Source organism: Anthropogastromicrobium aceti (assembly GCF_020687335.1).
GTDB lineage: Bacteria > Bacillota > Clostridia > Lachnospirales > Lachnospiraceae > Anthropogastromicrobium > Anthropogastromicrobium aceti.
The window spans coordinates 58,441-73,839 of the sequence record NZ_JAJEQN010000007.1 but is presented as its reverse complement, the minus strand read 5'-3'; the positions used below and the strand labels follow the sequence as shown (position 1 = coordinate 73,839).

Sequence of the window (15,399 nt, the reverse complement as noted above, 5' to 3'; positions counted from 1 at the left end):
TTAATAAACGCAGCTTTCCTTCACTTTTTTGAAATTTTTACACATCAACTTATCGTAAAGTATCAGAGAATAGCACCGATCATCCAGTGTATCCAAATAGCAGAATAGTTTTTGGTAAATTTCTTCCTGTTGATCCGGTGGACATTCTTTTTTAAACTGCACAATAAATACACTGGAAGCCATACCAGTCGGAAGAACCTTTCGAACGAGCCAAATATGTAGAATTTGGTTCTCATCAACCGATTGGATATAAGAAAGAATGATGTCTAGCTTTCCATCTGGAAGTTCTTCGCGTTCAAGTTGATCTGACGGTGTTAAGATACCCAATTGGCGATATTCATCTTCGTTCTTCTGCATCAACTCGTCTGCTGTTTTGCGATAGCGCTCTAGCTCTGCACGGTTTCCTATCAGACAACAAAAATACCCGATCTCATCCAATCCACTTTGAATTAAATTTGAATTATTTTCGATTGCATGATAAATCAACTCAATTGCACGCTCATCATACCGTCTGATTAAAATTCGTCCTTTTGTAAAATAAGCATAGGCAGAAATTTCAGGAGGCAGTTCTCGTATCACTCGATCACAAAATAAAAGAGCCGCTTCAACCTCTCCTACCTGAAGGAGTGCATCCAAGATTCTTGCATATTCATGTTGTAAGATTGGCTGCCCCTCATCTTTCCATTCCTGAATTTGCCTATACGGCTCTAAATATTGCTCTTTGCGATTTTCTTCATACTCCTCACTTAACTCGCAATAAATCAGCTTATCCATCAACCCACAAACAGCTTTCTGTTCTTTGCGATATGCATCACAACTCGCATCTTTCACAAGCTGATAGGAAGTGATCCAAAGTGCATCCAGACGCATCTTAGTTGTCGGATGAGAATCTGACTGTGCCGGTAGCTCATGCTCCATCAAGTTGCGCCAATCTACCTCGCGCTTAGACAGCTGTTGTTGCCAATAATCAATCTGCTCAGTTACAAAATGGCTAGATGGTTGTTTCGGTGCGTAGAGCGGAGCAAAATTATTTCCTTGTTCTTCCCATGAAAATACATCAAAATAGAAAAGCTTTAAAAGTCCTGAGGCTGCTGCCTGACGCACACTTGCCATCGACTGGTCGGCTTTCAATTCCTTAATCAGCGAACTAGCATACTCATACAGTTCAAATTCGCACTGATAGCGAGTATCCTGATAAAGAAACATCCACTCTGTTATTGCTTGGAGATTACTCTCCACCATACCATACAAAAGCCAATTTCGGTATTCGTATTCGATTCCAGAACCATCCTGCTCTTCCTCTTTCATATGAGCAAATTCGTGAAGGAACATTGCAAAAAGCTCGTCCTCGCTTTCAATTCCAGCTAACATCACTCCCAGTTCAATATTGTAATAGCCAGCAACCTTTTTGATTCCGATGTTGCACTCACCTGTGACCGTAATTATGATGTCTCCACTACAATGAAGTGCATCTCTCGCACGCTCGGCCATCTGGTACAAGTACGGATACTTTTCTTTCGAAAGATCATTGTCACCTAGTATAAACGGATCACTCTCTTTTCGAAAACAAAGTCTAGAAAGTCCCATTTCCATATAAATGGCGACAATGATATAGACAACCGCATTTCCAAGAATCCCAGCAAAAATTGCTCCTATTACCGAGCAAGCAATTAAAAGCCTTGCACGATTATCTGCACTCTTTCGAATTTTAGGCAACACTTTCAATTGCTGCTCTGTCACATCCTGTGCCTTACTTCTCTGTTCGATAAGAAATTGCCGTTCTTTTGAAAATGTACCTTGATCCCACTTTTTTTGATAGCATTTCTTCTGATAAAGTCCAATCACCAACAAAACAGGTGGAAGCACAAGTGCCACTATCTCACAAATTTTTATTGTGCAAAAAATTTCTATATTCCACGTTTTGCTCTGAAATACAGCTCCAAGAACTGACATTAAAAGCATCAAAATTCCTATCGGAATATAAGCCAGAACACTAAGCTTTAAAACATTCTTTTTTGATTGTCGATTTTCCATTACTCAATCAATTCCTTATCAATAATCTGGAAGTTTGCCCTGTGAATATAAAGTGCCTTTCCATCGATCATAAGCTTCGTCATCTTTGGCAAATCCTCCGGAATCTCCCAGTAAACACTGTCCCCTGAAAATGCCATGATTGGATTTCCAAGCTGCGATTTAATTACTACGACACGCGCTTTTCCAAACTTGTTCTTGTACTGATTCAGCTTTGCAGACAAGGATGTAATATCTAAAACAGAGCCTGAACTTTGAATTGTCTCAGTTGTAAAATCAACATCTGGAGTCAGTCCTTTTTGCACAAAGATGCAGGTATCGCCACATGACTCAATCTCATTGCCATCAATAGTGATTGTGATAACAGATGATAATTCATATCCGGTAATAACCTTGCCGTTTTCATCGTAGCTAGTATTTTTGACTGGATTTCCGGCAATGTCGATCTTCTTTCCGCTTGTCTCTAGTACTAGATTTCCAAAATTATCATACGTGTAAATGGTATACTGATTTCCAATCAGGCTGCCCTTGATATCGTTGATCGCGGATGCAAGCTTTGCGCATCCGCTAAAAACGAAGAGTGACAGAGCAGCCACTGTTGCCAGGACTGTCAAAAACCATACCCTTTTCTTTCGTCTTTTATCCATACCCCTCTCACTTTCTTTGCTATGCAGGCAAATTCGCAGCTAGACAAAATATTTTTATTCAGATTTCTCTTCTGACTTTGCTGCCTCTGCTGTAGGCGTCTTTTCCGGCCTTTCCTCCAAAAAGTCGATCATCTGCTTGTATTCACTCTGTGTTGCAGATGGGAATGGAGCATTTTTCTTATTCATTGCTACATTTGCTGCTGATTTTTTGATTGGCTGAATCGTTCCTGCACCGCCTACGCAGCCTCCAGGACATGCCATACCTTCAAGCAAGTATCCATTATATTTTCCAGCCTTTGCCATCTGCATCATCTTACGGCACTCGTCTAGTCCCTGTGCGCAAACTACATTGACCTCGCGATCTGGATCAATCTGGTGAATTGCATTCACAACTGCATTTGCAACACCACCCGCAACAGCAAAGTTTCTTCCGTCTCCACTTGCATGATGAAGCGGCTCTCCTGCCTTTATATCGTCAAAGGAAATACCCTTCGCCTCAAACATACCCATAACTTCCTCAAAGGTCAGTACAAAATCAACATCGCTTCGCACACTTCTGCGGCTTGCCTCAAGTTTTTTAGCTGCACATGGTCCGATAAAAGCTACCTTACATCCAGGATCTGCCTTTTTAATCATACGGCCTGTAAATACCATTGGTGTCAGAGCCATGGAAATGCAGTTAGCATACTGCGGAAATTCAGTCTTTGCCATAACAGACCATGACGGACAGCATGATGTTCCCATAAATGGAATCTTCTCAGGCACTTCTTCAAGGAAATCCTTTGCTTCCTGAATCGTACAAAGATCGGCTCCTGCCGCAACCTCTACCACATCTGCAAAGCCTAACTCTTTCATCGCCTCACGGAAGCGCTCTGGTGTAAGCTTTGGTCCAAACTGACCGATAAATGCCGGAGCTACAGCTGCATATACTCTCGTTCCCGCCTTCATGGCTAAGATTGTCTGGAATATCTGACCTTTATCAGCAATTGCACCGAATGGGCAGTTTACAAGACACATACCACAAGATACACACTTGTCGTAATTAATATCTGCTCTGCCATACTCATCACTATGAATTGCGTGCATACCACATGCCTTTGCGCACGGGCGCTCCATCTTAACAATCGCACCATATGGGCATGCATCACGACAACGTCCACAATTGATACATTTTTCCGGGTCAATCTTTGATTTTCCACCCTGCTTTACAACAATGGCTCCCTTCGGGCATACCTCTTCACACGGATGTGCAGTACATCCCTGACACATGTTCGTCACAACTGTCTTATTATCAAGACACTTATGACAGGCAAACTTGATGATGTTGATCAGCGGTGGCTCATAGTAACGCTCTGTGATTGCACTTTCATTTACACCATCAGCCACTGGTGCATGCTCAGCGAGTGTACGGTTTGGCAGTCCAATCGCAAGTCGAAGACGTTCTCCGACAATGGCTCTCTCTGTAAATACACTTTCTCGAAAGCTAGCCAGCTCTCCCGGCACAATTTTATATGGAAGCTCCTCCAGACGGGAATAATCTCCGCCTTCGTAAGCAAGTCTTGCTACTTCGGTGAATATTTTTTCACGCATATCTGTTACATCGGTGTGAATTCCTCTGACGCTCATTTCATTCTCCTTCTTTTTGCTTCTTTCCTTACTTATCTGCTACGTTCTCAGTATACCCGATACACGTTCCAAATTCAAGAAAAAATTGACTATACACAAATCATGTGATCTTGTAAATATTGTCTTTTAGTGTTATACTTGTATTTATGTAAACGCAGTAGTCTGAAAGTTCATGACCTCTTTAACTGCTGCAAAACTATAACACATTCTAAGAGAAAGGTTTGGGGTACCTTTATGGCAAAAACATTATCTAAGCGTTACTCAGGCGTACTCGCCCACCCAACAAGCTTCCCTTCTCCATACGGAATCGGTGATTTCGGAAAGGGTGCTTATGACTTTATCAATTTCCTGACTGGTGCCGGACAAAGCCTCTGGCAGATTTTGCCGTTAGGCCACACAGGATATGGAGATTCTCCTTATCAGGCATTCTCAGCATTTGCAGGACAGCCGCTTTTAATCAGCCCTGATGAATTGATCAAGGACGGTCTTCTTTATGGTGATGATTTACGCGATTATCCGCACTTTAATCCAGATCACATCTACTATGGCGACGTTATTCCAGCAAAGCTGCGCATCCTGCATCGTTCCTATGAGATCTTTAAGGAATCAGCTGATCTGTGTATGCTTAAGGAATTTGATGTGTTCTGTGAGCACGAAAAGGATTGGCTGGACGATTATGCACTTTTCATGGCAGGTAAGGACGCACACGGCGGTGCATGCTGGCTGGAGTGGGAAGATGATCTGCGTGACCCTGATGAGGAGATTAAAGCTACATGGCGTGAGCGTCTGGCTGATTCCATCGAATACTACAAGTACATTCAGTTCATCTTCTTCCGTCAGTGGAACGCAATTCGCGATTATGCACATGTAAATGGCATCAAGATCGTCGGCGATATTCCGATCTTTGTTGCACTTGACAGTGCAGATGTGTGGGCAAACCGTGAACTGTTCCAGCTTGAAAAGGATGGCTATCCGACCGTTGTTGCCGGAGTTCCGCCGGATTATTTCTCTGCTACAGGACAGCTTTGGGGCAATCCGCTGTATGACTGGGATTACCACAAAAAGACACATTATGACTGGTGGATGCGTCGTATCAAGGGTCAGTTAAATATGGTTGACTACATCCGTGTCGATCATTTCCGCGGATTTGAGCAGTACTATGCAATTCCATATGGTGAAGAAACTGCTATGCACGGAAAATGGAAGAAGGGACCAAATGAGGATCTGTTCCTTCGTATGCAGGAAGTATTTGGCAAGGATCTTCCGATCTGGGCTGAAGATCTTGGCATCATCACTCCTCGCGTTGAGAAGTTAAGAGATGACTTTAACCTGCCTGGCATGAAGGTATTACAGTTTGCATTTGGTGATCCAAAAGACAATGACATTCTTCCGCATCGTTTCACCACTGAGAACTGCATTTGCTACACAGGAACACATGACAATGACACCACCATGGGCTGGTATCAGACTCTTAAGCCAGCTTTGCAGGATCGTGTTCGCCGCTACTTAAATACTGACGGAAATATCATTCATTATGATATGATTCGTGCGGCTATGGGTTCTATCGCACGCTACGCTATTTATCCTGTTCAGGATCTTCTTGGTTTTGGCAGTGACTGTCGTATGAACACGCCATCTGTTGCCGGCGGCAACTGGGCATTCCGCTTCCGCAAGGATCACTTGACTCCTGAGTTAGCAGCAAACCTTCGCAAGATGACTGAGCTGTTTGGCAGATGCGAGCCGCTTGAGCCAATCGAGGAGGAGGAAGGACCAGAAGGCTCCATTAAGCCTGGTGAGACTGCACCTGGACTTGCTCCAGAGGAATAAATCGAATTGAGGTTTCCATGATAAGACTTATACTAGTTTTGCTTATTGCCATTCTCTATCTGGTAATTGGATGCATACCTGCATTCATCTTATGGTTAATTGGCAAAAAAAATCCCGATCTTAAGGATCGGATTTCAAGACGCATGATTCAGTGGATCTTTGGTGTGCTTCTCTTTGTAAGCGGCACCAAGGTCAAGGCAGAGGGTCTTGAAAACATTCCAAAGGATCGCGCTGTGCTGTATGTAGGCAACCATAGAAGCTACTTTGATATCATCACATCCTATCGCCTGCTTCCAGGTATTACCGGATATGTGGCTAAAAAAGAAATGGCAAAGGTTCCGCTTCTTCGTCTTTGGATGCGCTATATTCATTGCCTGTTCTTAGACAGAAGCAACGTAAAAGAGGGTTTAAAAACAATCCTCGCTGGTGTCGATGAGCTTAAAAACGGTCATTCTATATGGATCTTCCCAGAAGGCACTAGAAACCGTGGTGAAGAAGGCAGTATGCTTGAATTTAAGGAAGGCAGCTTAAAGATGGCTGACAAGGCCGGATGTCCTGTTGTTCCTGTTGCAATCGCGCACTCAGCAGATGTTTTGGAAAATCACTTTCCATTTATCCGCCGTGCCGCGATCACAATTCGCTTTGGTGAGCCGATTGACTTAAAGAGCCTTCCTCGCGAACAAAAAAAGCAGGCTGGTGCTTACACACGCACAATCATTCAGGCAATGCTCGACGATATCTTGAAGGAAGACTGAGTTTTGTATCGGCACTTCAATAGATGACATTTTTGTAAATCCGCACGCAAGTGCTGTTTTTACAGATGCCATGTTTTCGCTGCTGCAAAGAAGATAGACTTCTTTTAGCTGCCAATATTCAAAACAATATTTTAATAATCGACTGGCTGCTTTCGCGGCCAGTCCTTTTTTTCTCCATTTTGGCAATATCGCATAACCTAGATAATATCCGTCTGGTGTGCCATTTTCCTTATTTTCTTCTTTGTATTCGAGCCCTATCCGCCCTATCATATCATCATTTTCATCTGCTAATACCCACATAGACGGCTCTTCCGATGGATAAACATACTGGTGCAGGCTTTCAATCCAGTCTTCCCAGTCTTTACAAGTTTGCGCCTGTTTTTCTAGTGGATAAGGTAGGAAGCGCTTTACTTCATCGTCATTATAGAGTGTTTCAAATGCTTTCACATCTTTTTTGTCTGCCTCTCGAATTAACCAAGTATGTGTTTGTTCTTCAAAATTCTGGCCACCAATCACTAACTTTTGTTCACTTGCCACTGACCACTCTCCACAAACCAATACCCTTGGCAGATGATAATATCTGCAGTATGCAAGCTCTGCATATTCATCATCTACATCTTCCCAATCATCAGCTAAAAAAGAAATCCCGGACCAATCCTTATCTGATCCGGGACTACATATGCCGATGACAGGAATGCTTTTTTGAAGAGTGCGGGCCTCTTCTGGCGAATCGGTGAGAACCACTTCGCCTTTTTCTGTCATTTTTGTTTTTTTCATATTATGATACCAGGGTCAAAAGTCACGCGCATAGAACTTTTAACTTCCTTAAAATCAGCACTTCTCTGGCTCTGGATATTCCTCACCAAAAGTCTCAACAGTCACTTTCTTCATGCGCTGTGTCTCAAGCGGTCTGTCGTTGTAGTTTGTCGGTACTGCTGCGATTGCATTAACTACATCCATACCCTCTGTTACCTTACCAAATGCGGCGTATGCACCGTCTAAATGCGGCGCTGCCTCATGCATAATAAAGAACTGGCTGCCTGCACTATTTGGCATCATAGTTCTTGCCATGGAAAGTACACCCGGCTCATGCTTTAAATCATTCTGAAAACCATTCTGTGTAAACTCACCCTTAATGCTGTAGCCTGGGCCACCCATACCTGTGCCGTCCGGATCTCCTCCCTGCAGCATAAAACCGCTGATTACGCGGTGGAAGATTACGCCATCATAAAATCCCTTCTTTACCAGGCTGATAAAGTTGTTTACTGTGTTCGGGGCAACCTGTGGATACAGCTCTGCCTTGATCACACTGCCATTTTCCATCTCAATAGTAACTACTGGATTCTGTGCCATTTTAATAACCAAACCTTTCTGTCTGCCTGCGCGAACAAAACGCGCAGATTTTTGTGTTTAAGCTGAAAAAGACATAACAGCGAACTGTTATGTCTTTTGCTTTTAATCTCACTACCTAATACGATATTTCATTTATTAAAAAAGAATAGGTACATGGTATAATTGAAATTAATCGCGGCGGCTTGTTTCAATTACAGCTTTGTAACGTTAACAGCCTGCGGTCCCTTAGCTCCGTCGATTACATCGAACTCTACAGAAGCGCCCTCGTCCAGAGACTTGAAGCCTTCCATGTTCAGTCCGGAGTAGTGTACGAATACATCCTTACCAGACTCATCAGAAATAAAACCATAACCCTTCTGATTATTGAACCACTTAACTGTACCCTTCATGGTGATACCTCCAAAAAATAAATTGCAGCGTTGCAGCTTCTGCTATCGCGCCAACACGGTTAGCATAACACATTGACCAAACATTGTCAATGAAATCCTAAAAAAATAATGAAGTATAAACAGCTTGTATTGACACTATTTTTTATCTTTGATATAGTTAATTTTATACGCTTCTGTACTGAATATTGAAGCAATTAAGGAGGAATTATGAGTTTCTTATCTATCATCACAGCGGCCTCTACTGCCGCTGAATCTGCAGCTGAAAGCATAGCCGAAACGGTTGCTGAAACTGCTGCTGAGGGTGGAGCTGTCACATCCATGGTGCCAGAGGATTTTGCCTTCGACTATACCATGCGCGTGCCAGTTCTGTCAATCATTCTTATGGTGATCGCACTTGCTGTTATGATTGCTGTTCCAGTGTATCTGATCATCCGTATGAAAAACCGTTTCCGCTTTGACGTGTATGCATTGACCTTTGGTCTTCTTGCCTACATGGTTGGTGTTGGTATCATTCCTACTGTCATCGAGCTTTTAGCTGCACAGATTGCGCCAGTCAAGGAATTTTTGTCAGCAAACACAGTTGCTTCCGACATCTTGCATGTCACACTTCTGATCGTATTTAGCTTCTTGGCAATATTTGTGTGCTCACGCTTCTCTATGCGTCACTCACTGCGAAAAAATATGAATCCTGAGGAAGCAAACTTACCAGAGAACAAGAAGAATGCATTTGCAAGCTCTGTACTTCTTGGCTTAGGTGTCGGACTTCTTCCAATCGTGACACAGGGTCTTTCCTATGTGATGAGCTATCTTTCCGCTGCCATCTCAATCAATCAGGGACAGCTTATTTCTAGTGTTTCCTCTATGCTGACTGAGGGTATGGAGCCTTCTGAGATTCAAAATGGACTTAATTCTATGGCTGAATTTATCCAGACACCATCACTGGAATTTCTGTTTTTAGGAACTGATCTTGTATTCCAGCTGCTCACCTTCCTTGGCGTTGCTGTTTTAATTGGCATTTTCCTAAATCGCAAGGCAAAGACAAGTATGTTCAAGGCTGTCTGCGTTCAGCTAATTTTCGGAATCTTCTTTGCAGTACGTGCAACCGGAGTCATCAAAAGCGTTGCTGTCTGCGAGATTATCTACATTGTTATTGCTGCACTCTCCCTTGCTGCTGCATGGACAGAATTAAAAACCTATATGCCAGATGATCTTGAAAAATTCCTTGGCAAGCCAGATCCAACCAGAAAAAATGGTGGTCCAAAGAATCAGCCACCGCACAAGATGCCTAAAATTGTTATGCCAAAGGATTAATTAATCTATCAAAAAATGCTGTGTACATAAAAACGTACACAGCATTTTTTATTATCGCTTAACTTCTTCAAATACAGTAACTTGATATGGCACCTCTGACAGCTGCACTAAATAAAACAAAACAGCACTTAGCATCATACCGCACACAGCATCTACTACAGAATGCTGATCTATCACAACAGTGGAAATACAAATAAAGGTTCCTAGTACTAGCATAGTTGCTTTAAGCTTTCGATACTTCTTTAGCTTTTCTGAATTGAAAAGGACGAACAAAATGCCGATTGTGCTAGAAACATGGATACTAGGACAAACATTTGCCGGCGTATCAGCGCTTCTTAATTGGTTAACAATCATGCAGCAAATATTCTTATCTTCAAGCGGCTGTCGAAGAGAAAGACCATTTGGAAATAGATAATAAATCAGAAGGCAGATTGACATTCCGCCGTAAATAACTTTACAGCATTTAATATAATCTTCCTTACTTTTTCTAAGAAAAAACAGCACCATTCCCGGCACAAACAAAAACCATACAACATACGGGATGACAAACCATTCATTAAATGGAATCATATCATCTAACGCACAGTGAATCACATACCTCGGCTCGCAAAATTGCTCTAGCAAAGAGAAAATCGGAAAATAAATACACATATATCCAATTGATATCATCAATGGATATTTTTGAAAAAATATATAGGCGCGTTCATACAGTTTTTTCATTCAGACACCTCTCTGACATCCATTTAATGTCTCTTTTGATTACAGCCACTCGTAGTCCCCGCCTGTAATTGCAAGGCTGAGCAGTCGATCCATTTTCTCCACATTTTCGCCCTCAACGATTTCCTGAAGCTCTGCCGTGTCTGTCAATTCTTCCATTGACTCATCTGGTCCAATCTCCATATCTGCATCCTGCTCACAATATGGGCATGGGATTTTTTTCATTGTCTGCAGCGACAAGAAACGACTCTTACAGCTCTTGCACTCATAAAAACCGCACTTTGTCGTGCCGTCTGGTACATAATACATAATGGCACCTCTTATCTTTTATTTTTCTTAGTTTCGTTCACGACTGTATTTTTTTTAACTCAAAAAATCATCTCGCAAACCGTAACTTCGTATGGAAAATCGAATCAGAGGTTTGCTCCATTCTCCTTCACGACATCTGCATACCAGTATGCAGAATCCTTCCATATACGCTTTTGCGTCTCAAAATCCACATAGACCAGTCCAAAACGCTCTGCATAGCCTTTGTTCCACTCGAAATTGTCCAGAAGTGTCCACTCAAAATAGCCTCTTAAATCTATCTCAGATGCAGCTCGCTTTACCTGCTTTAGATAGCGTGCCAGAAAATCGATTCGATTTGGATCGTGTACCTTGCCATCAAGTGAGATGCAGTCATGACATGCCATGCCGTTCTCAGTCAAATACATTGGCATATGATAGCGCTCGTCTAAGTATTTTAATCCCCAGTAGATGCACTCTGGTGTTACTGGCCATCCTACTGCTGTCTTTGGTGCGCCAAGCGGGCGTGTTACCTCCTGTGGCTTTCCATCAGGTCCCATACGAAAACACCTGCCATTATATATATTCTGTCCGTAAATGTCAAGCGGCTCAGAAATAAGCTTCATATCAGCATCTGTAATCTTTGGAAGATACGGCTCATAAAGTCGAAGCCCCTCCTCTGGATAGTGTCCAAGAAGCACCGGATCGGACCACCAAGCGACATTCCAAGTCCAGTTATCTGACGGCTGAAGTGACATCGAAAACATCATCTGTCTGGCCGCCTCTATATCCTCTGGCTTTTCAGTCTCTGGATAACACATGCCGCAGGTTGGTGCAAATCCCACCTCAATTGGCTGCTTTGCATAAGCGCGAAGCATTTGAACAGCGCGTCCATGGGCGCGAAGGGCATTGTGTGCCATCTCGAAGGTATCGCGAAGCGGAGCCTTTACGCCCGGTGCATGCTCACCGCGAAGATATCCAAGTCCTACAAAGCACTGAGGCTCGTTTAGTGTAAAGAAATATTTGACACGGTCGCTGAAACGTTCAGCAATCAGCTTTGCATACTCGCCAAACCACTCTGCAATATCGCGGTTTAACCAACCGCCCTTTTTGTAGAGTTCATATGGAAGCTCCCAGTGATACATCGTGATGAACGGCTCAACACCATTTGCAAGAAGCTCGTCAATTAAGTCGCTGTAAAATTTGACACCTGTCTCATTGACCCGTCCGGTTCCCTCCGGCAAAAGACGTGACCAATCCATTGAAAAACGATAGGCTTTTAGGCCCATCTTTTTCATGATTGCGACATCCTCCTTAAAGCGATGAATATGGTCACAGGCGATATCACCTGTCTGATTTTCGTAGATATGACCAGGCTCGCGCTCATAGATATTCCAGATATGGTCGCCCTTACCATCATTTGTATCGCGTCCCTCAATCTGATAAGCACTTGCCGCTGTTCCCCACAAAAAGTTCTTTGGAAACTCCATATGATCACACTTCCCTTCTTTGTTTTTTTCGAATTGCTAGGTTCTTAGACGACCAAGCAATTCGTCGACATCAATTTCGTTTTAAGCTTCGTATCCTTCAATTCCAAGAGCTCGAATATGTTGGCACAGCTCTTTTGCCATCTCCTCTGCCTCTGGAATACGAAGATGTCCCGGTGTTGCCTTTCCATTTCTCTGGAAGACACAATGAGAAACCTTTTTGTCGCCAAGATCCTGAACTGCCTGACTGATGGACATATCCCATCCGATATCATGCTGCAACAGTGTTGTACAGCAGACAATCCATGCATCTGGATAGGTTTCTCTTAACTTTGCCAAAAACTGTCTATAATGCGTTCTCCAGTTCTTAGCCTTCTCACCTTCATAATCAGTTTTCATATAGTCATCTGGATGTGAATCATTCTGACCAATGGCTACTATAACAATATCTGGCGTATACTTTGAAAAATCCCACTCTTTCACAGTGCCGTAGTCAGGATTATAGCGCATCTTATTCCAAACTTGTTCCATACCAATATAGTCTGGCTCATGATACCAGCCTGTATTATCAAGAAGAGCTACACCGCCCTGAGCGATGTCATGCAGCTGTGCATCAAGTTTTCGTGCTGCAATCCATGCATAGGAATACCAGCTGTTTGAATACTCTCCGTTATGTTCCGGATCTGCTTTTGCGACATAGTCAATTGCCTCTGATACTTCTCCTGCTGAAACAGAATCGCCATACACTTCTATGCGCCGCGGCGGCAATGGCGATGCCTCAAGAAGCTCACATTCATCATCAGTGTTACAATTAATTTCAAAGCCAAGAATCATCAGCTCATGGCAGGCATCCTGACGCTTAAAGATCGTCACCTCATGAATGTTGTCTTGTGTTGTTTGCAAAGGAATTTCTATCATTGCATCACCTTCCTCTGGAAGCAGAAGTTTTGTCTGTGAATCACCTTCGACAACGCCAAGATAGTTATTCCAGTAATTATGCTTATTGCGCACATGAATAGATAACTGTGTACCCTTGAATTTTATTTTTACAAATGTTCCCGGATATGTCCATACTATAGCAAAAGGATCGCTCACGTCGATCCTTCCACTATATATGAGACTGCTGTTATTAGGCAGTATCTTCATATTTTATTTTCCTCACATCACACACTGCAGACTAGCAGCCTAAAGCCAGTCTGCAGCAATCTTGTTTTTTTACACGGTTTAATTATGCATTTTTAATTGCTTCCATCAGCTCATCAAGCTTCTTTGCAGAATCCTCAAGGCTAGTGCCCTTAATACCTGCATAGAACTTAATCTTTGGCTCTGTTCCAGACGGACGAACACAGAACCATGCATCATTCTCAAGCTCGAAGTAAAGTACATTTGACTTTGGCAATCCTGTAGGTACAGTCTCGCCAGTTGCAAGATCGGTGATGACATCGTTCTTGTAATCACGCAGGCGCAGTACCTTATATGCACCAACCTGCTTTGGTGTGTTCTTGCGGTATGCGTCCATCATATCCTGCATCTTCTTTGCGCCATCTGCACCCTTGAAGGTCATGGTGAACAGATCTTCCTTGTAGTAACCATACTTGTTGTAGATGTTTAACATCTGATCCCAAAGTGTGATGCCCTGAGTCTTGTAGTAAGCAGCAGCCTCGCAAAGTGCCATAACTGCAACAACAGCATCCTTATCTCTTGCATGTGTTCCAACAAGGCAACCATAGCTCTCCTCGAAACCAAATACATACTCGTTGCTTCCGCTCTGCTCAAAGAACTTGATCTGCTCACCGATATACTTAAATCCGGTCAGGCACTCGATAAACTTCATTCCGTATTCCTTTGCAACAGCCTGAGCCATGTTGGAAGATACGATTGTGGTAACAAGTGCACCGTTTTCTGGCAGAATGCCAAGTGCCTTCTTCTGAGACATCTCATACTCACAGATTAACATACCAGACATATTTCCGGTAAATACCTTGTATTCGCCGGTCTTAGTATCCTTTGCATAGACACCGAGGCGGTCTGCATCTGGGTCAGTTGCCAGAACAAGGTCAGCGTCAATCTTCTTTGCCAAATCAAGTGCCAAAGCAAATGCCTTCTTATCTTCTGGGTTTGGATAGGATACTGTTGGGAAATTGCCATCTGGAAGCTCCTGCTCTGGAACAACAGTTACCTGCTCAAAGCCAAGCTCCTTTAATACGCGGCGTACCGGCACATTTCCAGTTCCATGAAGTGGAGTATAAACGATCTTTAAGGAAGATGCCATCTGTTTGATTGCCTCTGGATGAAGAACAAGCTTCTTTAATGCTTCCATGTACTTGTCATCAATCTCTTTTCCGATTACCTCATAGAGTCCTGCAGCCTTTGCTTCCTCTGTAGTCATCTTCTTGATCTCTGCATAATCCTTAATTGCATTTACTTCGCCAATGATCTGTGCATCCTTAGGAGCTGTGATCTGTGCGCCATCCTCCCAGTATACCTTGTATCCATTATATTCCGGTGGATTGTGGCTGGCTGTTACAACGATACCTGCTGTGCATCCAAGTGTACGAAGTGCAAAGGACAGCTCTGGTGTTGGACGCAGACTATCAAAAATATATGCCTTAATTCCATTTGCAGCTAATACGCATGCAGCGGTATCCGCAAACTCAGGAGACATACGGCGAGAATCAAATGCAATTGCAACGCCCTTTGCTGCAGCACCCTGCTTGTTGATAAAGTTTGCAAGACCCTGTGTAGCCTTTCCTACAGTGTAGAAGTTCATACGATTTGTACCTGCACCGATTACACCGCGCAGACCACCTGTACCAAACTCCAGCTCTCTATAAAAACGATCAAAGATCTCATCCTCATTGCCCTCAAGTGACTTTAACTCTGACTTTGTGGCATCATCAAAGATTGGGGATGTACACCAGTACTCATAATTTTTCTTAACATTCTCGTCCATGTTTTTCTTGTCCTTTCT

The 15,399-nt window shown here is 43.1% G+C and carries 14 protein-coding genes; 3 read left to right on the top strand and 11 right to left on the bottom strand.

Going from position 1 to position 15,399, the window contains the following annotated elements:
• The 3 genes from LKD48_RS04070 to LKD48_RS04060 are packed head-to-tail and all read right to left on the bottom strand — an operon-like array spanning position 1 to position 4,304.
• Positions 1-2,034: a hypothetical protein gene (locus LKD48_RS04070; protein WP_308731274.1), complete on the bottom strand. Its 2,034-nt coding sequence runs from the start codon at positions 2,032-2,034 to the stop codon at positions 1-3.
• Entirely contained in the window at positions 2,034-2,678 is a 645-nt protein-coding gene (locus tag LKD48_RS04065) for a DUF5052 family protein (protein WP_308731273.1), read from the bottom strand. The genes LKD48_RS04070 and LKD48_RS04065 overlap by 1 nt, the downstream gene beginning before the upstream one ends.
• A gap of 54 nt (positions 2,679-2,732) precedes the next feature.
• Positions 2,733-4,304 carry a 4Fe-4S dicluster domain-containing protein gene (locus LKD48_RS04060; RefSeq protein WP_308731272.1) on the bottom strand — a complete coding sequence of 524 codons (1,572 nt, stop codon included), beginning with the start codon at positions 4,302-4,304 and terminating at the stop codon, positions 2,733-2,735.
• A 234-nt stretch (positions 4,305-4,538) separates the two neighbouring features.
• Between LKD48_RS04060 and malQ the strand changes: the two genes are divergently transcribed.
• Positions 4,539-6,131, top strand: a complete 1,593-nt coding sequence (gene malQ / locus LKD48_RS04055) for a 4-alpha-glucanotransferase (RefSeq protein WP_308731271.1) — start codon at positions 4,539-4,541, stop codon at positions 6,129-6,131.
• A 17-nt stretch (positions 6,132-6,148) separates the two neighbouring features.
• Positions 6,149-6,886, top strand: coding sequence for a lysophospholipid acyltransferase family protein (locus LKD48_RS04050; protein ID WP_118614206.1), 738 nt, complete (start codon positions 6,149-6,151; stop codon positions 6,884-6,886).
• Here the strand turns inward: LKD48_RS04050 and LKD48_RS04045 are convergent.
• The 3 genes from LKD48_RS04045 to LKD48_RS04035 all read right to left on the bottom strand — a co-directional run bounded on the left by LKD48_RS04045 (position 6,791) and on the right by LKD48_RS04035 (position 8,628).
• Entirely contained in the window at positions 6,791-7,663 is an 873-nt protein-coding gene (locus tag LKD48_RS04045) for a GNAT family N-acetyltransferase (RefSeq protein WP_118614204.1), read from the bottom strand. The genes LKD48_RS04050 and LKD48_RS04045 overlap by 96 nt on opposite strands.
• 54 nt (positions 7,664-7,717) lie before the next feature.
• Positions 7,718-8,239 (bottom strand): peptidylprolyl isomerase, encoded by a 522-nt coding sequence (locus LKD48_RS04040; protein WP_066559849.1) that lies wholly within the window; start codon positions 8,237-8,239, stop codon positions 7,718-7,720.
• A gap of 191 nt (positions 8,240-8,430) precedes the next feature.
• On the bottom strand, positions 8,431-8,628 hold the full coding sequence (locus LKD48_RS04035; protein WP_066559845.1) for a cold-shock protein: 198 nt from the start codon (positions 8,626-8,628) through the stop codon (positions 8,431-8,433).
• Between the two features lie 207 nt (positions 8,629-8,835).
• Here LKD48_RS04035 and LKD48_RS04030 point away from each other — a divergent pair, with 207 nt between their 5' ends.
• Positions 8,836-9,939, top strand: a complete 1,104-nt coding sequence (locus LKD48_RS04030) for a hypothetical protein (protein ID WP_308731270.1) — start codon at positions 8,836-8,838, stop codon at positions 9,937-9,939.
• A gap of 51 nt (positions 9,940-9,990) precedes the next feature.
• Here the strand turns inward: LKD48_RS04030 and LKD48_RS04025 are convergent, their stop codons facing one another.
• The 5 genes from LKD48_RS04025 to LKD48_RS04005 form a co-directional block, all read right to left on the bottom strand.
• Positions 9,991-10,659, bottom strand: a complete 669-nt coding sequence (locus LKD48_RS04025; protein ID WP_308731269.1) for a phosphatase PAP2 family protein — start codon at positions 10,657-10,659, stop codon at positions 9,991-9,993.
• A 39-nt stretch (positions 10,660-10,698) separates the two neighbouring features.
• Positions 10,699-10,965, bottom strand: coding sequence for a hypothetical protein (locus LKD48_RS04020; protein ID WP_118614198.1), 267 nt, complete (start codon positions 10,963-10,965; stop codon positions 10,699-10,701).
• Between the two features lie 104 nt (positions 10,966-11,069).
• Positions 11,070-12,431, bottom strand: coding sequence for a GH1 family beta-glucosidase (locus LKD48_RS04015; protein ID WP_308731268.1), 1,362 nt, complete (start codon positions 12,429-12,431; stop codon positions 11,070-11,072).
• Positions 12,432-12,512: 81 nt separating this feature from the next.
• Positions 12,513-13,574 carry an SGNH/GDSL hydrolase family protein gene (locus LKD48_RS04010; protein WP_308731267.1) on the bottom strand — a complete coding sequence of 354 codons (1,062 nt, stop codon included), beginning with the start codon at positions 13,572-13,574 and terminating at the stop codon, positions 12,513-12,515.
• A gap of 82 nt (positions 13,575-13,656) precedes the next feature.
• Positions 13,657-15,381, bottom strand: a complete 1,725-nt coding sequence (locus tag LKD48_RS04005; protein WP_308731266.1) for a phospho-sugar mutase — start codon at positions 15,379-15,381, stop codon at positions 13,657-13,659.
• Between the last annotated feature and the right edge of the window lie 18 nt (positions 15,382-15,399).